Annotated in this window: 28 protein-coding genes; 14 read left to right on the forward strand and 14 right to left on the reverse strand. The window is 64.9% G+C overall.

Translation table 11 applies throughout. The annotated features are described in order from the left end of the window. Window positions 1-194: 194 nt before the first annotated feature. The 7 genes from F757_RS0101800 to F757_RS0101830 form a co-directional block, all read right to left on the reverse strand. Window positions 195-1,964 (reverse strand): methyl-accepting chemotaxis protein, encoded by a 1,770-nt coding sequence (locus tag F757_RS0101800; protein ID WP_027209885.1) that lies wholly within the window; start codon window positions 1,962-1,964, stop codon window positions 195-197. Window positions 1,965-2,046: 82 nt separating this feature from the next. Beyond that, window positions 2,047-2,757: a PqiC family protein gene (locus tag F757_RS0101805; protein WP_027209886.1), complete on the reverse strand. Its 711-nt coding sequence runs from the start codon at window positions 2,755-2,757 to the stop codon at window positions 2,047-2,049. Further along, a complete protein-coding gene (locus F757_RS0101810) occupies window positions 2,754-4,382 on the reverse strand; it encodes a PqiB family protein (RefSeq protein WP_027209887.1) in 1,629 nt (542 codons plus the stop codon). Before F757_RS0101810 ends, F757_RS0101805 begins: the two co-directional genes overlap by 4 nt. Then, window positions 4,375-5,037: a paraquat-inducible protein A gene (locus tag F757_RS0101815; protein ID WP_027209888.1), complete on the reverse strand. Its 663-nt coding sequence runs from the start codon at window positions 5,035-5,037 to the stop codon at window positions 4,375-4,377. The genes F757_RS0101810 and F757_RS0101815 overlap by 8 nt, the downstream gene beginning before the upstream one ends. 14 nt (window positions 5,038-5,051) lie before the next feature. Continuing rightward, window positions 5,052-5,732 carry a paraquat-inducible protein A gene (locus F757_RS0101820; RefSeq protein ID WP_027209889.1) on the reverse strand — a complete coding sequence of 227 codons (681 nt, stop codon included), beginning with the start codon at window positions 5,730-5,732 and terminating at the stop codon, window positions 5,052-5,054. A 110-nt stretch (window positions 5,733-5,842) separates the two neighbouring features. Continuing rightward, on the reverse strand, window positions 5,843-6,787 hold the full coding sequence (locus tag F757_RS0101825) for a DUF2950 domain-containing protein (RefSeq protein ID WP_027209890.1): 945 nt from the start codon (window positions 6,785-6,787) through the stop codon (window positions 5,843-5,845). Window positions 6,788-6,806: 19 nt separating this feature from the next. Continuing rightward, window positions 6,807-8,072, reverse strand: a complete 1,266-nt coding sequence (locus F757_RS0101830; RefSeq protein ID WP_027209891.1) for a DUF3300 domain-containing protein — start codon at window positions 8,070-8,072, stop codon at window positions 6,807-6,809. Window positions 8,073-8,663: 591 nt separating this feature from the next. Here F757_RS0101830 and F757_RS0101835 point away from each other — a divergent pair. After that, the gene (locus F757_RS0101835) at window positions 8,664-9,113 is read left to right on the forward strand and encodes a YMGG-like glycine zipper-containing protein (protein WP_027209892.1); all 450 of its coding nucleotides are present in this window, start codon (window positions 8,664-8,666) and stop codon (window positions 9,111-9,113) included. 8 nt (window positions 9,114-9,121) lie between these two features. Continuing rightward, window positions 9,122-10,198 (forward strand): SphA family protein, encoded by a 1,077-nt coding sequence (locus F757_RS0101840; protein WP_027209893.1) that lies wholly within the window; start codon window positions 9,122-9,124, stop codon window positions 10,196-10,198. Window positions 10,199-10,204: 6 nt separating this feature from the next. Here F757_RS0101840 and F757_RS0101845 read toward each other — a convergent pair whose 3' ends face one another. Beyond that, the gene (locus F757_RS0101845) at window positions 10,205-12,211 is read right to left on the reverse strand and encodes a bifunctional DedA family/phosphatase PAP2 family protein (protein WP_027209894.1); all 2,007 of its coding nucleotides are present in this window, start codon (window positions 12,209-12,211) and stop codon (window positions 10,205-10,207) included. 117 nt (window positions 12,212-12,328) lie between these two features. Continuing rightward, window positions 12,329-13,057 carry a glycine zipper 2TM domain-containing protein gene (locus tag F757_RS0101850; protein ID WP_027209895.1) on the reverse strand — a complete coding sequence of 243 codons (729 nt, stop codon included), beginning with the start codon at window positions 13,055-13,057 and terminating at the stop codon, window positions 12,329-12,331. Between the two features lie 210 nt (window positions 13,058-13,267). Between F757_RS0101850 and F757_RS0101855 the strand changes: the two genes are divergently transcribed. Then, complete coding sequence (locus F757_RS0101855; protein WP_027209896.1) at window positions 13,268-13,669, forward strand: hypothetical protein; 402 nt, start codon at window positions 13,268-13,270, stop codon at window positions 13,667-13,669. 95 nt (window positions 13,670-13,764) lie between these two features. Beyond that, window positions 13,765-14,241, forward strand: a complete 477-nt coding sequence (locus F757_RS0101860; RefSeq protein ID WP_027209897.1) for an OsmC family protein — start codon at window positions 13,765-13,767, stop codon at window positions 14,239-14,241. Window positions 14,242-14,480: 239 nt separating this feature from the next. Here F757_RS0101860 and F757_RS0101865 read toward each other — a convergent pair whose 3' ends face one another. Then, window positions 14,481-14,723, reverse strand: coding sequence for a hypothetical protein (locus tag F757_RS0101865; RefSeq protein WP_027209898.1), 243 nt, complete (start codon window positions 14,721-14,723; stop codon window positions 14,481-14,483). Window positions 14,724-14,789: 66 nt separating this feature from the next. Then, window positions 14,790-15,257, reverse strand: coding sequence for an Lrp/AsnC family transcriptional regulator (locus F757_RS0101870; RefSeq protein WP_027209899.1), 468 nt, complete (start codon window positions 15,255-15,257; stop codon window positions 14,790-14,792). A gap of 156 nt (window positions 15,258-15,413) precedes the next feature. Here F757_RS0101870 and F757_RS0101875 point away from each other — a divergent pair, with 156 nt between their 5' ends. Further along, entirely contained in the window at window positions 15,414-16,076 is a 663-nt protein-coding gene (locus tag F757_RS0101875) for a LysE family translocator (RefSeq protein ID WP_027209900.1), read from the forward strand. A 223-nt stretch (window positions 16,077-16,299) separates the two neighbouring features. Here the strand turns inward: F757_RS0101875 and F757_RS0101880 are convergent, their stop codons facing one another. Continuing rightward, window positions 16,300-16,473, reverse strand: a complete 174-nt coding sequence (locus F757_RS0101880; RefSeq protein WP_013341401.1) for a DUF1289 domain-containing protein — start codon at window positions 16,471-16,473, stop codon at window positions 16,300-16,302. A 164-nt stretch (window positions 16,474-16,637) separates the two neighbouring features. Here F757_RS0101880 and F757_RS0101885 point away from each other — a divergent pair, with 164 nt between their 5' ends. Continuing rightward, entirely contained in the window at window positions 16,638-16,958 is a 321-nt protein-coding gene (locus F757_RS0101885) for a YnfA family protein (RefSeq protein WP_027209901.1), read from the forward strand. A 9-nt stretch (window positions 16,959-16,967) separates the two neighbouring features. On the opposite strand, the gene F757_RS0101890 is transcribed toward F757_RS0101885, so the two are convergent. Next, on the reverse strand, window positions 16,968-17,477 hold the full coding sequence (locus F757_RS0101890) for a DUF1993 domain-containing protein (protein WP_027209902.1): 510 nt from the start codon (window positions 17,475-17,477) through the stop codon (window positions 16,968-16,970). 301 nt (window positions 17,478-17,778) lie between these two features. Between F757_RS0101890 and F757_RS0101895 the strand changes: the two genes are divergently transcribed. From F757_RS0101895 to F757_RS0101925, 7 genes are all read left to right on the forward strand, one after another. After that, complete coding sequence (locus F757_RS0101895; RefSeq protein WP_027209903.1) at window positions 17,779-19,338, forward strand: S53 family peptidase; 1,560 nt, start codon at window positions 17,779-17,781, stop codon at window positions 19,336-19,338. 87 nt (window positions 19,339-19,425) lie between these two features. Further along, a complete protein-coding gene (locus F757_RS0101900; protein WP_027209904.1) occupies window positions 19,426-21,081 on the forward strand; it encodes a S10 family peptidase in 1,656 nt (551 codons plus the stop codon). 197 nt (window positions 21,082-21,278) lie between these two features. Further along, window positions 21,279-21,917, forward strand: coding sequence for a hypothetical protein (locus F757_RS0101905; protein WP_027209905.1), 639 nt, complete (start codon window positions 21,279-21,281; stop codon window positions 21,915-21,917). Between the two features lie 84 nt (window positions 21,918-22,001). Then, on the forward strand, window positions 22,002-22,319 hold the full coding sequence (locus F757_RS35610) for a hypothetical protein (RefSeq protein ID WP_156923477.1): 318 nt from the start codon (window positions 22,002-22,004) through the stop codon (window positions 22,317-22,319). A gap of 20 nt (window positions 22,320-22,339) precedes the next feature. Next, a complete protein-coding gene (locus F757_RS0101915; protein ID WP_027209907.1) occupies window positions 22,340-22,705 on the forward strand; it encodes a hypothetical protein in 366 nt (121 codons plus the stop codon). Between the two features lie 305 nt (window positions 22,706-23,010). Beyond that, the gene (locus F757_RS36030) at window positions 23,011-23,157 is read left to right on the forward strand and encodes a hypothetical protein (protein WP_198021331.1); all 147 of its coding nucleotides are present in this window, start codon (window positions 23,011-23,013) and stop codon (window positions 23,155-23,157) included. 5 nt (window positions 23,158-23,162) lie between these two features. Further along, window positions 23,163-23,429 (forward strand): RNA-binding protein, encoded by a 267-nt coding sequence (locus F757_RS0101925; RefSeq protein ID WP_013341393.1) that lies wholly within the window; start codon window positions 23,163-23,165, stop codon window positions 23,427-23,429. Between the two features lie 146 nt (window positions 23,430-23,575). On the opposite strand, the gene nadE is transcribed toward F757_RS0101925, so the two are convergent. Continuing rightward, entirely contained in the window at window positions 23,576-24,436 is an 861-nt protein-coding gene (gene nadE / locus F757_RS0101930; RefSeq protein WP_027209908.1) for an ammonia-dependent NAD(+) synthetase, read from the reverse strand. A 355-nt stretch (window positions 24,437-24,791) separates the two neighbouring features. On the opposite strand from nadE, the gene F757_RS0101940 reads away from it, so the two are divergent. Next, entirely contained in the window at window positions 24,792-26,021 is a 1,230-nt protein-coding gene (locus F757_RS0101940) for a L,D-transpeptidase (protein ID WP_232221330.1), read from the forward strand. The last annotated feature ends 172 nt before the right edge of the window (window positions 26,022-26,193 follow it).

Genomic DNA, 26,193 nt, shown 5'->3' on the forward strand with positions numbered 1-26,193 from the left:
CGTCTGTCTCCGAAGCCTGAAACGTACGGTACGTTTGTAGCATGCAAGGATCGGGAGATCACACTGCAGTGCACCATGGTCGCCGCTGAGAATTTTTTCTCACGCGCGAAGCGGTGGCCGCAAGTGCCGGACGGGCTCGCTGCCAGCGAAAAAAAACCGGCGCACGGGCGCCGGTTCTGACCGGAAGGTATGGCCTAGAAGGTCTCCCAACTGCTCGCGCCGGCGTCCTGCAGTTCGCGTTCCTTGCCGCGCGGCTGCGGTGCGGCCGGCCGCAATGGCGGTGCGCTCGCGGCCATCGGCTTCGATTTCGCCGTCAACGGGACGGTTCTTTTCTGCGTCGCGGCGGCGGAAAGCGGCTTGGCCTGCGCGCTGCGCGCGACGCCTGGCACAGCCTGAGCGCCTGCGGCGACCGTGAAAACGGACACTGCGGAGCGCAGACTTTCGGCCTGATCCGCCATGGCCTGCGCGGCGGCGGTCGCCTGCTCGACGAGCGCCGCGTTTTGCTGGGTGACTTCGTCCATCTGCGTGACGGCCACGTTCACCTGCTCGATTCCCCTCGTTTGCTCGGACGATGCGGAAGCGATCTCGCCCATGATGTCGGTCACCTGTTGCACCGAGCGCACGACCTCGCTCATCGTCTTCCCGGCGTTTTCGACGAGCTGAGAGCCGCTTGTCACATGCGACACCGACGCTTCTATCAGGTCCTTGATTTCCTTTGCCGCCGTCGCGCTGCGCTGCGCGAGCGTGCGCACTTCGCCGGCCACTACTGCAAAGCCCCGGCCTTCTTCACCTGCGCGAGCGGCTTCCACTGCGGCGTTGAGTGCGAGAATATTGGTCTGGAAAGCAATTCCTTCGATCACCGAAATGATTTCCGTGACTTTGCTCGAGCTCGACGAGATGTCGCGCATCGTTACCACAACCTGCTCGACCACTTCGCCGCCCGTTGCGGCTGTCGAGGAAGCCGCTGCTGCGAGCGTGCTGCCCTGGCGCGCGTTGTCGGTGTTGTTGCGCACGGTGGAAGTCAACTCTTCCATGCTGGCCGCGGTTTGCTGCAGCGACGCGGCCTGCTCCTCGGTGCGTTGCGAGAGATCCTGATTGCCTTGCGCGATCTCGCCTGCGGCCACCGAGATGGATTCCGCCGAGGTCTTGATGCCCGACACGATCGCCGTGAGCTTCTCGCGCATCGTTTCCAGCGAGGCCATCAAACTGGTCCGGTCGCCTGGCGCGACATGCACGCGGACGGTGAGGTTGCCTTGTGCAATCTGTGCAGCCATTTCCTGCGCGGCGCGCGGCTCGCCGCCCAACTGCCGCAGAATGCTGCGCGAGATCAGCGCGGCGGTTGCAATGCCCAGCAGGACCGCAATTGCCGCGATCACCGCGACCATGTTGCGTACCGTCGAATAGGTCGCAGCAGCGCTCTTCTGCGCCTCCTTGTTCAACTCGTCTTCGAAGCCGGCCAGTTCGGTCGCGCGGGCGAGCCATACTCGCTGCGGCGGACGCGCATTCTGCAGTACCTCCTGGGTTGCGAGCGCCGTGTTCTGAGCCAGTGCGAGCTCGATTGCTTTGCGCAACGGCGGCATTGTCGCCGCTTCGTCCTGCCTGATCTGGTCGATCAGCGAGCGCTCTCTCGCGGTGGTGCTGGGCTCTTCGGTGAACAGCCGCGTGAGTTGCTGGTACGCGTCCGCATAGATCTGGTCCTGCTTCTTCATGCGTTCCGCTTCTTCTGCGACGTCGCGTGGATCGGTGATCAACGCGAGGTTGCGGATGGCAATCGCGCGGTCCTGGATCGACGCGCGCAATACGTTCGCCAGACGCGTTTCCTCGTTATTCACGCGGGCAATGCCGTCGAGACTTTTGTCCAGTTGCGACAGGCCGAACAACGCGATGGCGGCCAGCATGAGCATGAGCGCCGTCAACAGTCCGAACCCTGCCTGCAAGCGGGTCGATACCTTCATGTTTTCCATTTCAGTTCCGTATCCAGAAAAGGCGTACATCTGGTTTACGTCTGTCTGTTGGAATACTGAAGGGTGTTTGTAATTGAGCGCCCTAGGTTGTGGGGCACAGTGCCGGGCTTTGCGCCGGCGCAAGGCGCCGCGCTTGCGCCTTCGCCTCGGCGTCGAGAGTGCGAATTGCCTCGGCAAGATTTGCCGAAATTTGCTGAAGCGCCTGGCGGTGCCCGGCGACCAGCGCGTTGTTGCCCGCGCTCACCGGTTCGCTGACGACGCTGCGGCAGGTCACCACCGTCTGGCTGGCCAAGGCGCGCACGCTCCAGACCGCATCGATCAGCGCATGCGAGCCCGGCCAGGATTCGAAGCGCTGCACGTTCACGGTGACGCGATAGACCGGCACACCGGCGGGGCGCGGCGAACGCGCGACGTCGAACGTGTCGAGACGCTGCGCGAGTTCCTGCGAGAGCGCCTGACGGATTTCGTCGGCGGGCAGCGAGGCCCAACGCGTTTGCTCCAGTACGTTGACGCGATTTGCGCCGGTGTGCACGACAAAGGCCGTTCTGGCGATTTGCGCGGGGACGTCGACAGCAGCCACGTCGATCAGCAGCGCAGGCGGTGCAGTGCCGCGGCTCTTGCTGAGCGGCATCCCGCCAGCCAGCGTGTAGAAACCGCTCGGCGGCGAAGAGCATGCGCTAAGCCCGGCCACGCCTGCCAATCCCGGCCATGCCGCCCACGCCACGAACGTGGCCAACGCTGCGAGCGAACGGCGCACACCTGACACCGTCCGGCGGCTTGCATGACGGTTCATGGCTGGTCTCCCGTCTTGCCGCGCACGAGCGATTCCGGATGACGCTCCAGATAATCGGCCAGTGCATTCAGCGACTGCAGCGTGCGCGTCAGTTCCTGCAATGCCTGATGCATGTCGGACTGCAGCGGCGAATCCTGTTTGAGCGTAGCCTCGGCGGAACTGAAGGTTTGCCGCGCCGCCGCCAGCGTGTCGCGCGCCTGCGGCATCACTTCCGTACTGAGTTGCGCGAAGAGCCTGTCGGCATTCTTCAGCGAGTTGTTCAGGTTTGCGCCGATCTGGTCGAATGGAACTCGCTCCAGCTTTCTTGCAATGTCGGCCACCTGGGTTTGCAATGCGTCGAGCGAGTTGGGGATGGTCGGCAGCTCGAGCGGGTCGCGCGTGGCGTCGAAACTGACGGGCGCGGCTTTAGGGAAAACGTCGAGCGCGACGTATAGCTGACCCGTCAGCAGATTACCGGTACGCAACTGTGCACGCAGACCACGCTCGACGAGATGCCGCAGCAGTTGCTGGCTCTCCGCGGTGCCCAGATCGGGAGCCGGCGCGCCATGAGTGCGGCGCTTCAGGCGGTCGGGATATAGCTCAACCGTTACGGGCATTGTGAAGCTATGCGTTTGCGGATCGTAGTCGACGCCGATGTCGATTACCTGACCGAGCACGATGCCGCGCAAGTCGACGGCGGCGCCCACCGAGAGGCCGCGTAGCGACTGGTTAAACTTCATCACGGCGCGCATGGGCGGGCCGTCCGGTGCGCGCATCGCGTCGTCTTCGTCGGACGCAAGTCGGAAGCTGGTGTAGTCGGCCGCCTGCGGTCCGCGCTCCTGGCCGGGCGGCGCGCGGAACGACAGGCCGCCCACCAGGATGGACGTGACAGATTGCGTGTTGACGACAAAGCCGTTCGAATCGAGCCGCACGTTGACGCCGCTTGCATGCCACCAGCGCGAATTGGTGCCGACATACTGGTCGTAGGGCGCGGCCACGAACACCTGCATTGTGACGCCCTTGCCGTCCTTGTCGAGCGAGAGGCCGTACACCTGACCCACCTGCACGCGCCGGTAGAANATAGGCGAGCCGATGTCGATGGAGCCGAGCGAATCGCCATGCAGTGTGAAGCGGCGGCCCTTCTGGTCGGCGGTAACGGGCGGCGGTGCCTCCAGCCCGACGAAGGTGTCGCGCGTTTCCTTCGAGCGGCCCGCGTCCACGCCGATATAGGCGCCCGAGAGCAGCGTGCCGATTCCGCTCACGCCGCTCGCGCCGATGCGCGGACGCACTACCCAGAAGCGCGTGTCTTTCACCGCGAAGTCTTCGGCCTGCTTGCTCAATTGCACGGCTACTTCCACGTGCGAATGATCCTTCGAGAGCGTGATCGACTTGACCGCGCCTATCACGACTTCCTTGTACTTGACCTGGGTCTTGCCGGGTTCGAGACCTTCCGCGTTGTTGAAACTGATGGTGACCTGTGGGCCGCGTTCGGTGATCGACTTGACGACGAGCCCGATGCCGATCAGCGCCGCAATGAGCGGCACCAGCCAGACGAGAGAGGGCAGCCAGCCGCGGCGCGGCTCGATGCCGGGATCGGGCGCGTCCGGCAGTTCGGCTGGCGTGTCCGGATCTTGCGTGCTATTCATGAGGCGGCTCCGTGGCGGTGCTGGCCGTGAGCGGGTTGCCGCCCTCGACGTGGTCCCAGATCAGTCGCGGGTCGAACTGCATTGAAGCCAGCATGGTCAGGATGACTACACAACCGAACGCAAGCGCGCCCGGCCCCGCGGTAATGACTGCGAGCGATTCGAAGCGCACCAGCGCGACGGTGAGCGTGATGACGAACACATCCAGCATCGACCAGCGGCCGATGCGCTCGACGAGCCGATACAGCTTGACGCGTTCCATCGGGCGCCAGGCGGAGCGGCGTTGCGCGCTGGCGGCGAGCAGCACGAGCACGGTGAGCTTGAGCATCGGTACGAGAATGCTCGCGACGAACACGACGATTGCGAGTGGCCACGACCCCGAGGTCCAGAAGTAGATCACGCCGCTGATGATCGTGTCGTCTTCCGAGCCGACCAGCGATGCGGTGTGCATGACGGGCAGCAGATTGGCCGGCACATACAGGATCGCGGCCGCGAGCAGCAATGCCCAGGTGCGCGAAAGGCTGGCGGGATTGCGCCGATGCAGCGGTGCACCGCAGCGCCCGCAGTGCTGCGGCGCATGGCCGGCCCTGCGTCGCTCGACGCGCCCACATGCGTGGCAGGCGAGCAGTCCGGCGTGGGAGGCGGTGAGTGTCTTCATCGCAAGGGTCAGTGTTATACCGTGGGGCGCGCGGCCCGGCGATCTGCGTGGGGTGGGGGCGCATGCGCCTCTTTTGCGCGGCGCGAGGCATCCGGAATGTCGTCTGCGAGATCCCAGAGCGTGCGCGGATCGAACATCACGACAAGCAGAAGCATCAGCGTGAGCGCGCCAAAGGCGAACAGCGCCGCGCCCGGAACCACGCGTGCGAGGCTCACCATCTTCACGATAGTGACGAGCACGCCGAGCATGAAGACTTCGATCATGCCCCACGGCCGCACGAACTGGATCGCGCGCAGGATGCGATTGAAGGCGGGCGGCACATAGCCGTGACGTATCGCGACCAGCACGTATAGCAGGGCGGCGAGTTCGGTCAGCGGGAACAGCACGGTGGAGCAGAACACCATGGCGGCGACCAGTTGCATGTCCTGGTCCCAGAGTGCGACGAGCGCACCGAAAAGGCTTGTGCGCGAGGTAATGCCGCCCGTTTCCAGCTCGAGAATGGGAGAACCGAGCGCGATCACGAACGTGACCAATGACGCGAGCGTCAGTGCGCAAATACCGTCGAGCCGGCGCGACATACCGCGATAAAGGATCGCGCCGCAGCGCAGGCAGCGCGCGCATGACTTGCCGCATAGCCGCGGCTTGCTGTACAGCGCGTCGCACTCGTGGCAGGCGATCAGCTTATCGTCGTTCATGCGGATTGAGCGTCAATAGCGGCGATGACGGCGGCATGACGCGGCCGTCATCGCTCGTTGCGTCGCTCACCGGGCATTCATGGCGTGTTCACGGCCTGTTCACGGCCTGTTCACGGCATGACCGGTTGCCATGACGGATCGGGGTCGAACGATCTGAGCGCCGCGGCTTTGCGCGACGAATCGCGCCCAAGGTCCTTTTGATATACCTGGCCCTCCTGATTGACAATGAAGCTCATTACGCCGGTCTTGCCATATTCCGCGGGCCACGCAACGAGCGCATAGCCGCGCGTGAGCGTGCCGTTCTGCACATAGTCGAGCGCACCGCCTTTCGCATGCGGACCCTGCGCGCTCAGAATGCGGAAGTGATAGCCGTGATAACCGTCCTTGCTGATCGAGCCGACCTTCGGCATGGCTGCCGCGAGCGGACCGAGCGGGCTTTCCGCCTCGCCTTCAGCTGTGGGCCAGTAGAGTCCGTCGTGCTGGCCCGGCGTGCTGATCAGGCGCTGCGCATAGTGCCCGCTCAACGCGCGGAAATCGCGCTGCGCGTCGAGATAAGCGAGCGATGTCATGATCGCCGCGCGTTCGTTGCGGCCGATCCGGCGCGTGAGGATTTCGTCGCTGCCCGCTGCGGGATCGAAGCGCCAGCCGCTTTCGGCCTGCACCAACGGAATGGGCAGCGTCCAGCCGCTCGTGCCGACGGACAGATGCTTGCTTGGGCGGCCGTGAAGCGGCGCGGCGTCGTCGACGATGCGGTGGCCCGCGGCCCACGCACCGAGGAAGTCGTAGATGTCTTCCTCGCCGACGTCTTTCGACGGAATGAAGCGGTTGTAGTACTTGCCGAGCACCCGCTGCATCGCCGCGTGGTCGTTGGTGGCAAGCGCGTCCACGAAGGCGTTCACGGCGGCGTCCGGGGTCGGATAGACGGCTTGCGCGTGGGCCGGTGCCGTACTGACGAACAGCGCCGACAGTGCGAGCGCCGTGCGGGCAAACTGACGGGACAAGGGCAGTGCGGAAATTTTCGCGACGCAAGCGCGAATCGATTGGATGTAGTTCATGAGCGGCTCCTGGTATCGTTCAACGTTGGCGTCCAAAGTGACGTTGTCCGCCGCCGCCCGCGCCAAAGCCGCCATGTGGCACTGTGCCGCCCGCACCCGGCAGGTTGCGCGGTTGCCCGCCGCCGCCGAAGCCGCCGCGTTCCGCTCCAGCGCCTGCGCCAAGGTTATTGCGCGCGCGGGCCTGCGCCTCGCGGCTCGCTTGCCCGCGCTGAATGTCCTGCTGCGCGGCGGCGCCATTGCCTGCGCCGCGCAGCGCGTTGTCGCGATTCACGTTCTGCGCGCGAGCCTGAATATTGGAGGCGTTCGTGCCGCCGTGCTGGATGCCGTGCAGGCGCTCGCTCGCGCTGCCGCCCAGATTCTGCCCGGTGCGGTTCTGCTGCGCCTGCGCGCGCGAGCCGGACAGATCGCGTCCGCGATAGGCGTCGCGCTGCACGCCCCCCAGATTCGCGGAAGTGTTGCGGTTGAACGTGGTATCGCGATTCCACCGGGTCGTGTTGCTGTTCACGTCGAGGCGCCGGTTCACGTTGATGTTGTTGTACCGGTTCACATTGATGTTGACGCTGTGGTTGTTCCAGTTGACATCGCTCCATAGCGCACTCGTAATCGCGACGCCCACGCCGAACGCGAGTCCGGCAGCGAGGCCGCTCGCCACCGCATAGCCGGGAGGCGGCGGCACATAAACCGGTGGATACGCTGGGTAGGGCCATGTGCCATAGACCACTGTCGGGTTGTAGGTGGGCACGTAGACGACCTGCGGGTTGGCCGGCACGATCTGAATGGTGCTCTGTTCGACAATGACCTTTTGCTGTTCGCTGGTCTTGAGGTTGCCCGCTTGTTGCGCCTGTCTACGCAGACGCTGGACAGAGTCCATCACGTCGTTGGGCTGCGCGAGAAACGCATTGCCAAGCTGTGCGACCCAGTCGGGCCTGGAGGACATCGTGGCCAGCACCTGTGGAAACGCCACCAGCGATTGCACGCTCGGGTCCCACGGTTCGCCCGCGACCGCTCTCACCGCGTCGTCTCCCTTGATGTTCGGATTGGCTCGCGACCACGCAGCCGCGGCCGCCACGTCCTGCGGGAAAGTAGACGCCATCAGCACCTGCGCGAGCAGTGCATCGGGATAGAGCGCGACGGAAGCAGTCAGCGAATCGAGTTGTTGGTTCGATATCTTCGCGGCGGTTTGCGCATGAGCCGCGGGAATCGCGGTATCGAACATGGCCGGCGAGCCGGCCAGGATGGCAAGCGCTATGAGCGTTGCCCTCTGGTGTGCGCCTGAGCGTTTCACGATGAAATCTCCGTGTTTCGAAGTTGCACGTCTCGTTGTGATGTGGGTGAGAGCGAACCCGGCTTGTACGCTCGCGTATGCGCTGCGGGCGTCGTGCGCGGCGTGACAAACATCGCACTGCGAAATGCAACCGGTTTGAATGAAATCTTATTTGGCAAGACCTCAGGTCTTTATTCGCAAACGACTCCGTTCTTTCGATGGCGAGATTATTAGCTCCCTTCCATACATAAATGCAATGCTTGAGCCAAACAAATTCAGGTTGAAGTTGACGGGAAGATGAACTAAGGCAGTGCTGTTCTGCAATGGCATCAAGGCAGGCAGGCGAAGTCCGGAAAAACGTATGTATATCTAATCATAGGCTTGCTTTTGGCAGGGTGCTTTCCTATCTTCCATGCGAGGGGCAGTGCTGGTGACGTGCATCGTAGCGCAGCAAGCGGCGCACGCAGTGTTAAGTAAAACTGTTCGCGTTTAGCTGATGTGCTCTCGGTGGCAGGCAGTCTGTTGCCTAAGATGCTTTACGTGGGAGCGGCTCCGGCCTCTGGCCATGACGCCACGTGAAACTCATCAGCTTTCCCGAAGACAAGGATTCCAATGAAGCGAATCGCCGCAGTGGTTATCGCAAGTGCGAGCGCACTTGCCTACGCTCAGAAACCCGCCACTTATCCCGCGCATGGACAAAGCCAACAGCAGCAGATGTCAGACGACGGCGCCTGTTACGCCTGGGCGAAGCAGACTACCGGCATCGATCCGGCTGTCGTTGCGCAGACGCCCGCGCCTCCAGCGGGCCCGACCGGCTCGCGCGTCAGAGGCGCTGCGCGAGGTGCGGCCGCGGGCGCGCTCGTCGGCGAGGTGAGCGGCAATGACGCCGGCCACGGCGCCGCGGTGGGCGCAACCGCGGGCGCGCTCGCGGGCGGCGTGCGCAGCCGTCAGCAGCATGCCGCCGAGGCGCAGGCCGCGGCATCCTCCCAGCAATCGGCGATGACCACCTATTGGCATGCGTACGGCGCGTGTATGCAAGGCAAGGGCTACACGGTCCAATAGGAGGCCACATGAAGACAAGCGCAGCGACGCCGCGCGTGTTGGCGCGAGAGAAGCCTCGCGGCTCGCATCCGGCGACTGCCGCAGCCGCCTTGCGTCTCTTGACGCGAGCGGCGACTTCGTCGGCCGCCTTGCGCCGGCCTTCTACGGGAGCGAGGGCCTCGCGCCTCGCGCGCGCCGTGGCGGCGCTCGCGTGTGTCTACGCCAACGAGTGCGCCGCGACCGAAGGCGGCGTCGGCAGGCCCGTGACCGGTCAGCAGGTCTCGCCCTACGCAGGCGTGGTGCCGCCCACCTCCGAGTGGATCGTTTCGTTCGCAACCATCTATTACGAAGGTTCGCTCGGCGCGACGAAGACTTTGCCGGTGTCGGGAACTGTCACCCAGGGTCTGAACTATCAGGTGGTCTATACCATTGCAGACTTGCTCAAACCTTGGGGCGTCACGTGGGGCGGCTGGAATTTCGCCTCGCTGGTCGGCGTGCCCGTGCAGTACACCCATGCGTCGAGCTTCAACGGCATCCTTCCCAACGATCACTCGACAGAGTTCGCCGACCTGTTTTTCGTGCCCGTGATCGCTGGCTACCATCTGACCAAGACGGACCACGTGGCGTTGAGCGTGCAGATTTTCGCGCCCACGGGTTCCTACAGTACGAGCCGCCTTGCCAATGCAGGCGAAAACACGTGGACCTTCACGCCGACCATCGCGTACACGCATCTGATCCCTTCGGAAAATATCGAACTGACAGTCAACTACGGCATCGGCTTTTACACGCCGAATAGCCGCACGCATTACCACAACGCGCCTGTCAGCGTGCTCGATGTGCTCGCGCTCAAGCGTTTTCAAAGCGGCTGGGGCGTGGGCGTGGTGGGCGGCTATATCCAGCAGCTTGCCGACGACAGCGGCGGCATTGCAGAGCGCGTCGGAGGCGCGCGCGGTCACGCCTGGGGCCTGGGTCCGATGATCACCTGGTCGGGCAAAGTGTCGAAAACGCCGGTCTCCGCCGCGCTGCGCTGGGTCAACGAAGTCGAGGCGAGCCACCGGCCTCGGGGCAACTCGGTACAGCTTGCGATCAGCGCCACGTTCGAATAACGCCAGTCACTGCGCCGCGGAGGCGAGCAGCGCCACGGGCACGCCATGACAGATCCCAGTCGCGACCACGCTCGCGACTGAGTCGGCGCTCAGCTTCATGCCAATGTCATAGGTGGAGAGATGCTTGTCCACCCGCACGACGTTCAGCGGCCACGAGGCGTGCGCGAGCCGCTCATGCGCAATCGACCCAACCCATAGCGGTACGCCCGCCGCGCCATCGCCGACCGCATAGCCGCTGGGCCAGAAGCGCAGCACGTCGCGCTCGTTGCGCGTAGCACCCGGGCGCATGAAAACGAGCGACGAAAGCACGCCGTTGTTCAGCTTCGGCAGGACGGGCAACGCGGTGGCGGCCACATCGGGCGAGGCGAGCGAGAGCAGGCTATGCGCGGACAGATCCGTGCCCTCCAGCCAGCCGTCGCGGCGCAACTGCTGGCGCAGCGATTCGCTGTGCGCGACCCATTGCAGCGTGAGCGGCTCCTTGCGGTCGCCGCCCATATCGGAGCGATAGCAGGGCAACTGTTTCCACACCGTCTGCGTCCACTGTTGCCGGGTGACGTGTGCGAGCGGCAGCGGCGCGAGAACGCCGGGCGGCGGCGTCATCATGCCGAGGCCGGACTGCACGCCGACACTGGCGAGCACCACCGCCAGCACGATTGCCGGCATCCACCGGCGGGTAGGCGGCGGCTCTGGATGCCGCAACATCGCAGTCAGCGCGACAATGGCCACCCACACATAGGCGAGCGCGGCGCCGCCGATCGCGTCCGATACCCAGTAGCGGCCGAAGTACACGCCCGCTAGCGCGACCAGGATCACGACGAGCGTCGTCACCGTGACCACCAGCAGTCCTTCGAGCATGCCGACCCGCCGCGCGAGGAGAAAAGCCAGAAAGCCATACACGATCACGGTTGCCGCCACGTGATTGCTCGGGAATACGTAGGCGCCGGGCAGCAGCCCATTGGGCGCCGTGCGCTGCATCGCGAATTGCAACGCAAAGATCAGCATCTGCGAAAAGACGACGGCCGCGAGCCAGTAGCCGATGGTGCGCCAGCGCCGCTCCCACACCATCCACAGCGCGACTGTAACGATCAGCGCGGCCAGCGTGCCGGTGCTGCCGAGCGTCGCGAGGCCGGCGAGCACGGCATCGCCCCACGGCGTGCGCACCGATTGCATGAAACGATAGACGGACTGGTCGACGTGGGTGATCGGATCGCCCGTTATCACGTCTTCGAGAATGCCGAAAAAGAGTGCGCCGCATACCAGAACGATGAAAGACGCGGCCAGAATGCTGGTTGCATCCGGCGCTGCCGGGTCGAGCATTCTTCGTGCGACGCGGCCAAGCGGTCCAGGGTGACGGCAAGCCCAACTGCCGAGATGCCGGCCGGCCGCAACGGACCATGCGTGGGCGTGCGAGAGCAGCAAGGCCGCCGCGCGATAGCTGAGCCAGATGCTCACCAGCAACAACGCAAGGATCACGACGAGCCGGAACGACACGGCGCCCGCAAGCAGCACCGACGCGCCGAACACCACACCCGGCAGGATATGCGCCGGTGCCCACAGCAGCGCGGACAGCACGTTCATCGCGTAAAAGCGCACGGGCGACATGCCGAGCATGCCGGCGACGACCGGCACGATAGCCCGCAGCGGGCCGACAAAGCGCGCGAGCACCACGCTCTTCGCGCCATGCTTGCCGAAAAAGCGGTAACCGGCTTCGAGTACTTCGGGATGACGGGAAAACGGCCACAGTTTGACGATGCGGCTCTTGTAGCGGCTGCCGAGCCAGAAACTGAGCCCGTCGCCGGCGATGGCGCCCGCTATGGCCCACGCGAGCACCCAGCCGAGGCTCAGCGAGCCGGTGCCGGTGAGCGCCCCCGCGAGGAACATCGCGGTGCTGCCGGGAACAAACGTGCCGATGACGGCGACCGACTCGAGAAAGGCCGCGAGGAACACGACCGTGAGCATCCATTCCGGATGACCGGCGAGCAGATGCAGAAGGTGGACGTAGGCTTGCTCCATCGCGCGCGATCAGCCGTTTTGGCGTAACGACCGATCATAACGCGCACGGCGTTATCCGATGGTCCACTCTGGCTCATTTCTCGCGCGCCGACTCGCGCGCGAGTTTTCGTCGAACCTTCAGGAAGCCGTGAGCGTGTCGCCCGAGACGTGCACGCGTTGGCCGGGTTGCACGGGCGGCTGCGTCTGATAGTCGAAATTGCGGTAGCTGCCGTCCTGCATGCGCACCTGAACCTGGTAGGTGGTCTGCTTGCGCACGGCGTGCTCGATGCCGTTGCCTGCCAGTCCGCCGCCGACCGCGCCGGCAATCGTGGTCAGAATCTTGCCGCGTCCGCCGCCAATCTGATTGCCGACCAGCCCGCCCGCAACGGCGCCGCCGAGTGCGCCCAGGCCGGTGGTCGCCTGGGGCGACTGCACGGTGTTGATGGCGACCACTTCGCCCGCGTACGGATCGGCCGGAACCGGGCGCGCCGCGGTGGGTTCGTTGGCTGTCTGGTAGCCGCTGTTGTTTGCATATCGCGGGGCCTGCGTGGCGCCAGTATGCGAGCGAGGAACCGGCGGCTTCGCGGGCGCGATGCGCTGGGTGGGCTGCTGCGCGGTTGGTTGAGCCGCTTGCTCAGTCGCTTGTTGAGCCGCTTGTTGAGCCGCTTGTTGAGCCGCCGACGGCTGCTGCGCGGCCAGCGCAACCGGTGAAGGCGCAGGTTCGGTGAGCGCGTGCGACGTGGGCAGCAAGCCCGTCATCGCGGCGATGCCCGTCGTGCTTGCGAGGATGACGGCCACTGCCGCGCCGGCGATCAACGGATGGATACGGCTGCGGGGTGAAGTGCTGGGCGTGAGGTTCGTGTTCATTGCGGGCTCCGCGGGTAGATGCCTGCAATAACGCTTGCACGAAGCGTCCGGTGCACGCTGCCCGTGGGTGCTTTGTAAGCATTTGTACGCTGTTGCACGATGGAACGCCGCTCGAGCGCCGACGTTGATAGAACCTGTTACGAGCGTGAACGAAGCACGCACCGGCTCGTCATATGGACTGAGCGGCGCGTTATCTGACGGAGCGGAGCAATGAGAATTGCAACTGGCAGTGTTGCATCAACTGTGATGATCGCGGCATGCCTGTGCGGCATGAGCACAATGGCTTGCGCGCAGGCGCCTGGCAGCCGCGCCGGCATTGGCGGCTTGAGCGCCACGCCGCTTAACGGGAACGCAGCAGGCGGTGCAGGAGCAGGGGGCTCGACGCTCAGCCCGACGCCGGGGCTTGCTACGCCTGGCGGTGCAATCGGCGGTGGCCTTGGCAGTGGCGCACACACCGGCACGGGTCTCGGCACCGGCTCGCGCCTTGGCACGGGCATTACCGTCAATCCCGGCCGGGTGCCCAACAACATGCGGGCGAACGGCACGAGTCTGAACCAGAACCCCGATCCGCGAGTGCCGAGCCTGGGCGGCAGGCCCGCGGCGCCACGATAGAAACACCTGCGGGAACGGCAGATTGCCCGGCGCCCGGTGCCGGCGGTTTAAGATAGACGCTTCGTCAACCGTCGACTCGAACACAGGAAGCGCGCATGGCATACGGCGAGCACACATACAAGGTCTGCGTGCAGTGGACCGGCAATCGCGGCAGCGGCACCTCCGGCTATCGCGACTATGGTCGCGATCATGTGATCGCCTCGGGAAACAAACCGGCCATTGCGGGCTCCTCCGACGCCGCGTTTCTCGGCGATGCCGACCGCTGGAACCCCGAAGATCTGCTGGTCGCGTCGGCCTCGGCGTGTCACAAGCTGTGGTACCTGCACTTGTGCTCGGACGCCGGCATTGTCGTGATGGACTACCGCGACGATGCGGAAGGGACGATGCTCGACAGTCCTCAACAAGGCCGTTTTTCGCAAATCGTGTTACGCCCGCGCGTGCTGGTTCAGGCGGGCGCCGACGTCGAACTGGCGCGGCGCCTGCATCACGCGGCGCATGAGAAGTGCTACATCGCGAACTCGGTCAACTTTCCGATTCTGTGCGAGCCGGTGATCGAAACCCGGGAGGGTTGAACCTTTCGGTGCGGGTTTTGCCGCCGGGAGCGTTGCTGCCTGAAGCGTTGTGGCCGACAGCGTGGCCGTCAAGAAAGAGCCCCTGCCGCCGACAGCGTCGCCGTCAAGAGCCTTCCCCTGAGCGCCTTGCCTCAGAAAGCATGCCGCCGCGACCTTTGCCCCTGGCAGCACTTGCCAGCGCGACTTCTGCCGCTGCGCTGCGTCAAGCGGCGCGCGTGCGGCTTCGCGTTCGCCAACGCTCAACGGTTGCCGTCGAGCAGATCGCCCAGCAGTTCGTCGAACGCGGCTTGGGCGTCTTCGAGCTCCTGCAATGCAGCGTCGAAAGTCTGCAGCGCGAATTGCGAGGGCTTGCCGCTGCCGGCCGGCGGGAATTGCGATTGCAACGATGCAAACGCCGTCTTCACTCGCAGTGTCGCGGTCAATACGCGTTCCATCGCGGCGGCTTCTTCCGCCCGCGCCTTGTCGTGATCGAGGTCGTCCATAAACACTCCAGGTTCGTCCGTGCGGCTTGCGCCGCGTGAAATGGCGTGACTATGCCATGTTCGGGCTCACAAAAACGGCAGGCCGCTGTCGGCCTTCACCTCGCGCAACGATAGCGCAGACTCCACCGACGTCACGCCCGGCAGGCTGCGGATCTGGTCGCGCATGAAGGTGCCGTAGTCGTCGAGGTCGCGCGCGACCACCTGCAGGATGTAGTCCGCGCTGCCCGACACGTTGTGACACGCGATGATCCGCTCAATGGCCTGCACCTCGCGCTCGAAACGGTTGGCGAGATCCTTGTCGTGCACGGCAAAGCGCACGAGAACGAACGCGACCACGCCAAAGCCGAGCGCCGAGCGCGCGAGCACGGCCCGGTACTGGCCGATATAGCCCTCATGCTCAAGGCGCTTGAGGCGCCGCGCGCAGGGTGTTTCGCTAAGACCGACGAGTTCGGCGAGCCTCGCGTTCGACATGCGGCCGTCTTTTTGCAGCGCGGCGAGGATCGCGCGGTCGGTCTTGTCGAGGTCGATTGTCATGCTGGGTAGGCGGCAGTTGCCGCGCTGGTGGAAAGCTTGTGTAGATCCGGCGATATTAGCGTATTCCCCCAATACGAGTGCCGCGAGTCCGGAATTTCGCCAACAAACCCTCCATCGGCGATAGCAAGATAGAGCCCTGAATCACAGGAGGCTCACATGATTTCCGCTCACCTGCTTGCCGTCTATGTCGCCGCGCTACTGGTCGTCTACGCCGTGCCGGGCCCCGACATGGCGCTCATCCTGCAAACGAGTATTGGGCGCGGCGTGCGCAGCGGCTTCGCGGCCGCGTGCGGGCTCGGCGTGGCGCGCGCCACGCACGTGACGCTGTCCGCCTGCGGTGCGGCCGCGCTGCTGCGCAATGCGCCGTGGCTCTACGACGTGGTGCGCTACGGCGGCGCGGTTTATCTCGCGTGGATCGGCATTCAGATTTTCCGCTCACCGGTATTCGCGCTGCCCGACGCGGGCGCGGCGCGCGACGAGGCGGGCTCGCCGCAAGGAGCTCGCGGCACCGGCATGCCGCAGTTGCGGGCTGCGTTCGTCAAGGGCTTGCTGACCAATCTGCTGAACCCGAAGGCGCTGCTGTTCTGTTCAGTGCTCCTGCCGCAGTTCGTGCGTCCGGAAGCGGGGCCAGTCGCCTTGCAGATGATCGAATTGGGTTCGGTGCTGCTCGCCGTCGGCCTGTGCTTCGACGTTGCGTATGCAGTGGGCGCCGCGCGCATCGCACACTGGATGCGCGCGCATCCGCTTGCTCAGACCCTGCAGCGCTGGACGTTCTCGGCGGCGTTGATCGGCTTCGCGCTGCGGCTGTCGCTCGATTGAGGCTGTGCCGGGCTTTAGTCGACGCTGCAGCGGGCGCTTTAATAGAAGCTTGAGCGGGCCCGTTAATGGACGCTTCAACGGGCGCTTCAACGGGCGCTTCAGCGGGATCTTTAACGGGCTCATTAACGGGCTCATTAACGGGCGTTTTCCAGGCGCTTACGGCGATCAACGGCCGATAACCTGCCATTAACCGGCTCCGCGCTTCTCACGAACGGGAAGCGGGCTACCGGTTCAGCTTGCGCTCGCGGCGCGAGCGGTCGTCGATAATCTTCTTGCGGTGCTTGTCTTTCATCTTCTTCCAGCTTTTGCATTCGTCGCGCGTGCGCAGGCAGCCAATGCAGTAGCCGGTTTCGCTGTCGAACTTGCAGATGTCGATGCAGGGCGATGCAGTGCTCATGTCGGGCAAAGGTCGTGAATGGCGAAAAGGTGAAGCGACTTTCGCACGGCCCATGCTCGCGCGCCAAGTGATTGTGTTAATAAGACCGATAGAGCGCCGAGCCGCGCATGCCTGAACACGCGCGGCCTGCGGCCACGCGAACACACACCGCCGGTCTGTCGACGATGAAAACCTTGTTGCTTTACACGCTAACCGCCGTGGCGGAGATCCTCGGCTGCTATCTGCCGTGGCGCTGGCTCAGAGAGGGCGGCTCTGTCTGGCTGCTCGTGCCCGGCGCGCTCAGTCTCGCGCTGTTCGCCTGGCTACTCACGTTGCACGGCACCGCGGCGGGCCGCGTGTATGCGGCCTACGGCGGCGTGTATGTGGCGGTGGCGATAGCCTGGCTCTGGTGCGTCGACAAGGTGCGGCCGACGCTGTGGGACGCAGCCGGCGCCGCGGTAACGCTGGCCGGCATGGCGATCATCGCCTTCCAGCCGCGCGTGTAGGACCTGCGCTTACTTCAGCGCGCCGAGATAGTCCAGCTTGCCGAGCTCCACGCCGTTATGGCGCAAGATGTCGTACGCCGTGGTCACGTGGAAGAAGAAGTTGGGCAGCACAAAACCGAGCAGATACGACTGGCCTGTGAACTCGATCGCCCCGTTACGCATTTTCAACGCGACGGTGCGCTCTTCGGAGCCGTCGATCTGTTGCGGGCTGAATTCCTTCAGATAGTCGATCGTCTTCTGGAGGCGCGCGTGCAGTTCGTCGAAAGTCTGTTCGACATCGTCGTATTTGGGCGCTTCGACGCCGGCAAGACGCGCGGCGCAGCCCTTCGCGGTATCGCTCGCGATATAGACCTGGCGCACGAGCGGCAACATGTCCGGCGCGAGGCGCGCGTTCGTGAATACCGACGGTTCGATCTGCTTTGCTGCGGCATGCGCCTGCGCCTTGCCGAGGATGGCCTGGAGATTGGTGAGGCCGCGAATCAGCACGGGCAGAGATGCTTGATACATCGAGATTGACATGGGTTCCTCTGATTCTTCGAGCGTGCGCGCTCACGCGCGCGAGGCAATGTAACGGCTGAATTGCCGCTACAGCATCATAGCGGAGCGCACTGCCGCGTGCGCGGCGGAGCCGCCGCATTGGCCATTCGGCCGACTGCCGCGTGCGCCGGAACTGTGTTCGAATGCATTGGTCCGAAGGTTTGCGAAGTCCTGCATGCAGCACCTTGTAACCGCTGTCGTCCGGCGGCGAGTGGATGGGGCGCACGTGCCGCTCCGTTGCTTTTCGCAACCGGCGTCGTCATGCCACGAGGAGAATCGACACATGGCCACCAAGCAACCGCTGCCCGGAAGCGAGCGAACGGTAGAACAAGGCTCGAAACTGATCGGCGCCTGCGATCCAGCCGAGAGGCTCGAGGTTTTCGTCATGCTGCGCCGCCAGCAGCAGGCGCAATTCGACGCGCTGATGAGCCGCATAGAAGCCGGCGACCCCAATGTCAAGCCACTGTCGCGCGAGGCGCTGGCCAAAGACTTTGGCGCGGCGCCGGAGGACCTCGCCAAAGTCAAGGCGTTTGCCGCCGCACACGGCCTCGCAGTGGAGCGCGAAGACCCGGCCGCGCGCTCGGTGCTGCTCTCGGGCACGGTCGCGCAATTCCAGAGCGCGTTCGAAGTCAAGCTGGAAAAATATCAGCACCATACGGCCGGAGAGTTTCGCGGGCGCACTGGAGTGGTTAATGTGCCGGACGACCTCCAGGACGTCGTGGAAGCGGTGCTCGGGCTCGACAACCGCCCGCAGGCGCGGCCGCACTTTCGCATCCGTCCGCCGTTCCGGCCCGCGCGAACCCACCAGGCCTCGTTCACGCCACTGGAACTCGCGTCGCTCTACAACTTTCCGCAAGGCGACGGCAATGGCCAGTGCGTCGGCATCATCGAACTGGGTGGCGGGTACGATCCGGCGGATCTCAAATCGTATTTCGCGAGCCTCGGCGTGCCTTTGCCCACCGTGAAATCGGTCAGTGTCGATCAGGCGCGCAACGAACCCACCGGCGACCCGAACGGCCCAGACGGCGAGGTGACGCTCGACATCGAGATCGTCGGCGCAATCGCGCCGGGCGCGACGATTGCGGTGTACTTCGCGCCGAACAGCGACGCCGGCTTTATCGACGCCGTGAGCCGTGCCGTGCACGATACGGTCAACAAGCCGTCGGTCATTTCGATCAGTTGGGGCGGGCCCGAGTCGATCTGGACCAGCCAGTCGCTGAAGGCGTTCAACAGCGTGCTGCAAACCGCTGCGGCGCTCGGCGTCACGGTGTGCGCGGCGTCGGGCGACAGCGGCTCGAGCGACGGCGCCGGTAGTGGAGACCAGGTCGATTTTCCGGCGGCAAGTCCGTATGTACTCGCATGCGGCGGCACGAGCCTGAGCGCGTCGGGCACTGCGATCACGCACGAGGTGGTCTGGAACGACGGCCCGCAAGGCGGCTCGGGCGGCGGCGGAGTAAGCCGTGCGTTTGCGTTGCCCGCGTGGCAGGAGGGACTTTCGGTGGCGTTGACGGCGGGGGGCAAGAAGCCGCTGACGCGGCGCGGCGTCCCCGACGTGGCCGGCGACGCCTCGCCGCTCACCGGCTACACCGTACTGGTCGCGGGCACGCAAACGGTGGTGGGCGGCACGAGCGCCGTGGCGCCGCTGTGGGCGGGACTGATTGCCCGCATCAATGCGGCGCAAGGCGCACCGGCGGGCTTCGTGAATCCGAAGCTGTACAAGGCGGCGGGCGTTTGCAACGACATCACGCAGGGCAACAACGGCAGCTTCGCGGCGTCCGGAGGGTGGGACGCCTGCACGGGGCTCGGCAGTCCCAATGGTCAGAAAGTGGCTGCCGCACTATAGTCGGCAAGCTGGTCGAGAAGTCGGCCAACTTGCCCGGCACATAACCGAAGCACCGGCACAAGACGTGAACGTACCCATGGAGCGATCATGACAAGCACAGAGCCAGCGTCCGTTAGTCCGCAGTCGCCGCACGATTCAGAAGTCTCCGCCAAAGCCGCAGCCGGTAGCGGCAAGCACAAGGCGGGCGATCAGCCGTTCTTCGATCCGCTCGCGTACGGCAACGGCCCCGACGATTCGGTCACCGCGACGGACGAGAACGCCGCGATCACGCATCACTCGGTCACCATAGACGGCAAGAAGATCAATTACACCGCGACGGTGGGGCATCTGGTGATCGTCGACCCGAGCAGTTCAGAGCCCGCCGCGCGCATGTTCTACGTCGCGTTCACGCAGGACAACCAGAAGGAGGAAACCCGGCCGCTGACGTTCTTCTATAACGGCGGCCCAGGTTCTTCGGCGGTGTTCGTGCTGCTCGGCTCGTTCGGGCCGCGCCGCATCAGGACGTCGATGCCGAACTTCACTCCGCCCGCGCCCTATACGATCGAAGACAACCCCGACAGCCTGCTCGACAAAAGCGATCTGATTTTCATCAATCCGGTCGGTACCGGCTATTCGGCGGCCATTGCGCCCAAGAAGAACCGCGATTTCTGGGGCGTCGACCAGGACGCCGATTCGATCGCCCAGTTCATCAAGCGCTTCCTGACCAAAAACAACCGCTGGAATTCTCCCAAGTACCTGTTCGGCGAGTCGTATGGCACGGCGCGCAGCTGCGTGCTTGCCTACCGGCTGCACGAAGGCGGGGTGGATCTGAACGGCATCACGCTGCAATCGTCGATTCTCGATTATGCGCAGGCGGGCAACCCTGTTGGCGTGCTGCCCACGGCCGCCGCCGACGCGTGGTATCACAAGAAGCTCGGCATAGCGCCGCGGCCGACCGATCTCGGCGCATTCGCGGAGGAAGTCGCCCAGTTTGCGCGCACGGATTACCTCGCGGCCCTGCGCAAATTTCCCACCACGGATTCGGCGACGGTCGAGAAGCTTGCCGAATACACCGGCATCGACAAGACTACCTTGCTCGCGTGGAGTCTCGACATCGCGTCATACGACAGCCGTGGCAATTCGCTCTTTCTGACCACGCTGCTCAAGCCCCAGGGGCTGGTGCTTGGCGCATACGACGGCCGCGTCACCGCTATCGGAACCGGCATTGCCGGCAAGATCGACCCGAACTCGGGCGGCAACGATCCGACCATGACGGCGGTGTCGGGCGTCTACACGACGATGTGGAACGTCTATCTGAACGAGCAGTTGAAATACACGTCGAATTCGGCTTTCACCGACCTCAACGACCAGGCGTTCCAGTTCTGGGACTTCAGCCATATCGATCCGACCGGCGCGCAAAAGGGCGTAGACGACAAGGGCAATGTGATCCTTTACACGGCTGGCGACCTGGCCGCGGTCATGGCGCTGAACCCGGACCTCAAGGTACTGTCGGCCAACGGTTTTTACGATTTCGTCACGCCGTTCTACCAGACGGTGCTCGACTTGCAGCAAATGCCGCTGCTGAGTCAGCAGGTCCGGCAGAACCTGTCGGCGCGTTTCTATCCGTCGGGCCACATGATTTATCTCGACGGCGGCTCGCGCACGGCGCTGAAAGCCGACCTCGCGCAAATGTACGATGCGACGGTAGCCAACACCGAAGCGCTCAGCCGCATCCGCGCGCTGCAGGCGCGGGCCACGCAATAGGCGAGGCGGCGCGGTTTTCGCTGCGGCATTTGGCCGCCGCGTATCGCGCCGAACACATCCGCAATCTGTGCCGGACAGCGCGCGATGGGCGTCCGCGCGGGCTCCGATCCGGCGAGCTTTTTTACTTATGCGCATCGAATGTGTTTTAATTGGCTTGCGAATTGAACTCTTGCGCGCCTCCGCCGGCGCGCCGACGGATGAAGGCAGGCATTGCAGACACGCGTCGTAGCGGCTGTTGCGGCGACCCTAGCGGGACTATGTTTCCATCGCATTTACGTGCACCGGCGCCGCTGCGCGTGCGGCAGGCGCGTGTCACGCTAATGCTTGGTCTGACCGCGCTCATCGCATGGCGAGCGGGCGTGGCGCATGCGCAGGACTCGAGCATGCTCGATCAGCGCGTGACGCAGCAGTCGATCGGGGAGACGATCTGCCGGCCCGGCTATGCCAGCGCGGTTGCGCCGCCATTCGACGAACTGATGGCGCGCAAAGACCGGATGCTCGCCGAGCGCGGCATCGACCCGGACGACGCTGCGGACTTCGCGCTGGACCGGCGCGTGCCGGTGGTGCTCGGCGGTTCGCCGGATGCGCCGTCCAACCTCGGCCTTCTGCCGTGGGCGGGGCGCCAGGGCGAGCGGCGCAAGGCGCGCGCGGCGGTCATGCTCAAGCGCTGCGTCTGCGAAGGCAAGCTGAGTCTCGCGGAAGCGCAAGCGGCGATCGTCGGCGACTGGTCGGTGGTCTATTCGGGCTTCAGCCAGGAGTCCTGCAATATCAGCCGGCTCGACGTTGCGACCAGTGTCGACGGCGGCCGTAGAGCGGGACCTGGTTCATCGCCGTAAGCTTGCCGGGTCGCTTTCACGGTCTTGTGCGGACCCGGTTGCAGTGGTCGGTGAAAGCGCAGAACTCACGGTTGCGGCCTGGTTATGGCTACAGCCGGGGTTACCGTTACGGTTGAGTTGCGGCGATGCGACTGCAATGGCCGCTGCAATGGCAACGGCCACTGCAACGGCAATGGCAGCAGCAACGGCCACTGCAACCGTTACGGCCGCTGCAACGGCAACGGCCGCTGTGATGGCAACGGCAAGGGCCACTGCAATGGCAATGGCAATGGCAATGGCAACAGCAACAGCCAGCGCCACTACAACGGCCGCCGGACCAAACGATTGATTCCCCAACGCACTGCTGTCACCCGTCGTCCAGCAGGCGTGCTTTCTATTTTGGCGTTCAGCTCGCAGACTTAACTCATTCCCGGAGAATCACCATGACCTTTTCACGTATTGCCGCAGCCACGCTCGCAGCGCTGACGCTCGCCTGTGCCGCCGGCAGCTCCACCGCATTCGCGGCCGGGCCGATAGGTTGCGGCAAAGCCGACGCGCTGCAGATTCGCGGCGACGTGCCCGCCGCCATCTCGTTCGATGTTTATCGTCAACTGCGTCCGCTCAATGCGCAACGCATCGCGCTTTTTCAGTCGGCGGGTGAAGTGAAGCATCTGCCCGACGGCCTCGCCGTATGCGAAGTGGCAGACGACGGTGTGGACGATCCCTCCGCGGTACTGGTCGAATTGCCGCACGGCAAGAACGCGTGGTGGGTGAGCGCGGCCAACGTGCAGGACGTGGGCGCGGACTGACATTGACTGGTTGCGCCGGGTTTTCGCGCGCCGCTCGGCGCCCTGCGGACCGGCGTACGCGACGCGGCCCGCTTCTTGCAACTGGCGTCTGCGTGACAAAGGGTGCAAGGGCTGAGCAGCGTCAAGACAGCATCAAGAAGACGGCGCAGTGGCCGGACGAAGATCGGGCGGTTCAGGTACAGTGCATTGATCGCGGTGATCGTTGCACGTCGCTGTTTCGACGTCGCATCGCATCGCATTGGCGAGCGCCAGTGGCCAGGCTGGAACAGGTGCCTCGCGAACCTATCGGAATACCGGAGATTCGAATGATTGCCTTCTACCTGTCGTTGGCGGCGCTGGGCGCGGCGGGCGCCGCACTTATCCGCGAACTGGCCGCCGCACAGGCCAGACAACGCGCGGCATTGCGCCCGGTGCGCGTGCGCGCCGACAGGCGCGGCAGCCGTCAGGGGTAGGCTGCATGAACCTCATCGTGCGCAACATCGCGCCGTCGTGTAGCGAGCAGGAAGTGCGGGAATTCCTCGAGCGTGAGCTCGGGCATTACGCACGCCATGTCGAAGTGATCGACGCCGGCACGCCCGGCGCGTACGCCACCGTCGAACTCGACGCGCAAGTGCCGTATGTCGGCGAAGTCATCGCGCGGCAGATTCACGGCAAGCACCTGGGCGGCGTGGCGCTCGAGGCGAGCGCCGATCTTTTCACCGACGAACCGCCGCCCACGCAGTGAGCGTCAAGGTGTAGCGGCGCCCAACGGACGCGGCTTGGGCGCAGCCACGGCGCGGCCCCGTGCGGCCTCCGTGACCGTCGTGTGGCCTCTGCGCGGCCTTCGACTGCCAGCCGGCGCAATGCGCGTTGCCTCCGGCCCCGCGCGCTTCATTGTCCGCTTTCAGGCGCCGGCCAGTCGAAGGGCGTGTAAGGCAGCGCCCGCTTGTGCCGCGTGACCGTGTAAAAACGCAAGATGATGTTGCGTGCTTCGTCGCTCACCGGTTTGCCTTCCAGGAAGTCGTCGATGATCTCGTAGGGAACGCCGTACGCGTCTTCGTCGGGCCGTTGCGGGCGCAACGCTTCGAGGTCGGCGGTCGGCACCTTGTAGGCAAGCGCGTCCGAGGCTCCCAGCGCCTTCGCGAGCGCTCGCACACGGCGCTTGTTGAGACCCGCGAGCGGCAGCACGTCGGCGCCGCCGTCGCCGAACTTCGTAAAGAATCCCATCAGCGATTCCGCCGCGTGGTCCGTGCCGATGACGACGCCCGCGCGCGTGCTGGCCACCGCGTACTGCGCGATCATTCTTTGCCGCGCCTTGATGTTCCCGTGGACGAAGTCTTCCTGCGCTTCGTCCGAGAAGGGCAGGCCGCTTTGACGGAGCGACGCAAGCATCGCGTCGGCGGCGGGCTTGATGTCGATGGTCAACGTCTCGTCTGCGCGAATGAAGGCGAGCGCCTGCTGCGCGTCGGCCTCGTCTTTCTGCTCTCCGTGCGGCAAACGGATCGCGACAAAGCGCGCGTCGTAGCTGTCGGCACGCAAGCGCTCAACGGCCAGTTGCGCGAGGCGCCCGGCGGTCGTCGAATCCACCCCGCCGCTAATGCCCAGCACATAGGTCTTCAGGCCGTTGCTGCGCAGATAATCCGCGAGAAAAGAGACTCGACGCTCGATTTCCTCGCTGGCGTCGAAGCGGGCGGTCAAATGCATCTCCGCTGCGATGTCCGTCTGGACAGCGGCTGGATCGGTGTGCTTCATGGTTCTGCTCCTTGCTCGTGAACGCGATGTCTAACCAGCGACTGCCTTGGCCTGCGAGCACGTAGCGGACCCGCGCAAGCGCCATCGACAGAACTCGATGTGCTGCGTAACATCTCGGGTTCCGAGCGCCGCATCAACCTGCGAGCAGCAAATAATAAACACATCTCAGTGCGAACCCGCGATGAATTACTCCAAGCGGCCTCGCCCGCCTGAACTGCGCCGCGCAGCTCTTACACGAGTCGCGGCGAGCGTGACCCGCAGGGTGCGGCGCGCATTCCGTCTGTTGCGCCGATGGTCGTCGATCAGCCAGGCGCTGTGCCGCCCGTCGTTCGCGGCGAAGCCACCACGCCCCGCCATGCGCGCGACTGCTTCGGCGCTCGCGAGCTTTGCTTTGGCCGGTGCGCTCGCCGTACCGGCTCGTGCAAGCCTCGCGGCGACGCCGTCAGAGGCAGGCAGCCGGGCGGCCGTTGCCGGCGTTGCGTCGTCGGCCACTGGGCGGTCGGTCGCTGCGTCGTCGGGGGCGGTATCCTGGTCCGCTCGGGCGCAAGGTGCGGCGTCGTCGCCCGCGAAGCCGTCCGTCGCGCTGCCGGCGTCTGGCGAGTCAGGGGTTGCCGCCAGGTCGTCGGCGGGATTGTCTGGCGCTGCGTCGTCGCCCGCGAAGCCGTCCGTCGCGCTGTCGGCGTCTGGCGGCTCAGCGGTTGCCGCAGGGTCTGCAGGCTCGGCAGGATCGCCAGCGTCGTCGGCTGGCTCATCGGTTGCAGCATCGTTGCCCGCCGGGGCGTCCGTGGCCGCACCCGACGCGGCCGGCGTGGTGGATCCGCGCCGCGCGTTGGCATTGCGCGAGGTGTTTGCCAGCCAGGTCACGCGCCGGCTCAACGTGCCGGCCGCCGAGCAGCGCGCCTACGCCGGGCGTCTGCAGGCGGCGTTGCGCGAGCATGCGCTCGGCGAACTGTCGGGTGAATACGTCGTGATGGTGGACCGCAATGCTAACGTGCAGGCGCTCTTGATCTATTTTCGAGCGACGCCCGCCGACGCCTGGCAGATGATCGGCGCATCGCCGGTGTCCACCGGCCGGCCAGGCGAGTTCGACCATTTCGTGACGCCGCTTGGCGTGTTCGAACATACGCCGTCCAACATGGACTTCCGCTCCGAGGGCACGGAGAACCAGAATCACATTCGCGGCTATGGCAAGCGCGACATGCGCATCTTCGATCTCGGCTGGGCGCAGGCCGAACGCGGTTGGGGCAAGGGCGGCGTGTCGCAGATGCGCTTCCAGATGCACGCCACCGATCCCGACCGGCTCGAGCCACTGCTCGGCGTGCGTCATTCGAAGGGCTGCGTGCGCATTCCGGCGTCGCTCAATACGTTCCTCGATCACTATGGCATTCTCGACGCGGAATATGCGGCGCTTGTCGAGTCCGGCAAGTCGTTGTGGGTGTTGAAGAGCGACCGCCAGATTTTGCCGTGGGCGGGTCGCTATATCGTCGTCGTGGATTCGGAGCGCAAGGCGCGTCCAGCATGGTCGCCGGCACCGGGCGCGAAGGCGCACGCGAGGGTGCCGGCCGGCACGGATACGGCGGACTGATTTGCGGCGCGGTCAGGCCACGGGGTCGCATGGGCGCATTGCGCCGATGCGCCGATGAGCCGATGAGCCGATGTGCCGATGCACCAATGCACCAATGCACCAATGCGCCAATGCGCCAATGCGCCAATGCGCCAATGCNCCAATGCACCAATGCACCAATGCACCAATGCAC

It is taken from the genome of Burkholderia sp. WSM2232, assembly GCF_000472545.1.
In the GTDB taxonomy this organism is placed as follows: Bacteria; Pseudomonadota; Gammaproteobacteria; order Burkholderiales; family Burkholderiaceae; genus Paraburkholderia.

Excerpts from the sequence above, each read along its gene's own strand:
- F757_RS0101800 (WP_027209885.1), bottom strand. The coding sequence starts at position 1,964 with ATGGAAAACATGAAGGTATCGACCCGCTTGCAGGCAGGGTTCGGACTG.
- F757_RS0101805 (WP_027209886.1), bottom strand. The coding sequence starts at position 2,757 with ATGAACCGTCATGCAAGCCGCCGGACGGTGTCAGGTGTGCGCCGTTCG.
- F757_RS0101815 (WP_027209888.1), bottom strand. The coding sequence starts at position 5,037 with ATGAAGACACTCACCGCCTCCCACGCCGGACTGCTCGCCTGCCACGCA.
- F757_RS0101820 (WP_027209889.1), bottom strand. The coding sequence starts at position 5,732 with ATGAACGACGATAAGCTGATCGCCTGCCACGAGTGCGACGCGCTGTAC.
- F757_RS0101825 (WP_027209890.1), bottom strand. The coding sequence starts at position 6,787 with ATGAACTACATCCAATCGATTCGCGCTTGCGTCGCGAAAATTTCCGCA.
- F757_RS0101835 (WP_027209892.1), top strand. The coding sequence starts at position 8,664 with ATGAAGCGAATCGCCGCAGTGGTTATCGCAAGTGCGAGCGCACTTGCC.
- F757_RS0101840 (WP_027209893.1), top strand. The coding sequence starts at position 9,122 with ATGAAGACAAGCGCAGCGACGCCGCGCGTGTTGGCGCGAGAGAAGCCT.
- F757_RS0101845 (WP_027209894.1), bottom strand. The coding sequence starts at position 12,211 with ATGGAGCAAGCCTACGTCCACCTTCTGCATCTGCTCGCCGGTCATCCG.
- F757_RS0101850 (WP_027209895.1), bottom strand. The coding sequence starts at position 13,057 with ATGAACACGAACCTCACGCCCAGCACTTCACCCCGCAGCCGTATCCAT.
- F757_RS0101855 (WP_027209896.1), top strand. The coding sequence starts at position 13,268 with ATGAGAATTGCAACTGGCAGTGTTGCATCAACTGTGATGATCGCGGCA.
- F757_RS0101860 (WP_027209897.1), top strand. The coding sequence starts at position 13,765 with ATGGCATACGGCGAGCACACATACAAGGTCTGCGTGCAGTGGACCGGC.
- F757_RS0101865 (WP_027209898.1), bottom strand. The coding sequence starts at position 14,723 with ATGGACGACCTCGATCACGACAAGGCGCGGGCGGAAGAAGCCGCCGCG.
- F757_RS0101870 (WP_027209899.1), bottom strand. The coding sequence starts at position 15,257 with ATGACAATCGACCTCGACAAGACCGACCGCGCGATCCTCGCCGCGCTG.
- F757_RS0101875 (WP_027209900.1), top strand. The coding sequence starts at position 15,414 with ATGATTTCCGCTCACCTGCTTGCCGTCTATGTCGCCGCGCTACTGGTC.
- F757_RS0101880 (WP_013341401.1), bottom strand. The coding sequence starts at position 16,473 with ATGAGCACTGCATCGCCCTGCATCGACATCTGCAAGTTCGACAGCGAA.
- F757_RS0101885 (WP_027209901.1), top strand. The coding sequence starts at position 16,638 with ATGAAAACCTTGTTGCTTTACACGCTAACCGCCGTGGCGGAGATCCTC.
- F757_RS0101890 (WP_027209902.1), bottom strand. The coding sequence starts at position 17,477 with ATGTCAATCTCGATGTATCAAGCATCTCTGCCCGTGCTGATTCGCGGC.
- F757_RS0101895 (WP_027209903.1), top strand. The coding sequence starts at position 17,779 with ATGGCCACCAAGCAACCGCTGCCCGGAAGCGAGCGAACGGTAGAACAA.
- F757_RS0101900 (WP_027209904.1), top strand. The coding sequence starts at position 19,426 with ATGACAAGCACAGAGCCAGCGTCCGTTAGTCCGCAGTCGCCGCACGAT.
- F757_RS0101905 (WP_027209905.1), top strand. The coding sequence starts at position 21,279 with ATGAAGGCAGGCATTGCAGACACGCGTCGTAGCGGCTGTTGCGGCGAC.
- F757_RS35610 (WP_156923477.1), top strand. The coding sequence starts at position 22,002 with ATGGCTACAGCCGGGGTTACCGTTACGGTTGAGTTGCGGCGATGCGAC.
- F757_RS0101915 (WP_027209907.1), top strand. The coding sequence starts at position 22,340 with ATGACCTTTTCACGTATTGCCGCAGCCACGCTCGCAGCGCTGACGCTC.
- F757_RS36030 (WP_198021331.1), top strand. The coding sequence starts at position 23,011 with ATGATTGCCTTCTACCTGTCGTTGGCGGCGCTGGGCGCGGCGGGCGCC.
- F757_RS0101925 (WP_013341393.1), top strand. The coding sequence starts at position 23,163 with ATGAACCTCATCGTGCGCAACATCGCGCCGTCGTGTAGCGAGCAGGAA.
- nadE (WP_027209908.1), bottom strand. The coding sequence starts at position 24,436 with ATGAAGCACACCGATCCAGCCGCTGTCCAGACGGACATCGCAGCGGAG.
- F757_RS0101940 (WP_232221330.1), top strand. The coding sequence starts at position 24,792 with ATGCGCGCGACTGCTTCGGCGCTCGCGAGCTTTGCTTTGGCCGGTGCG.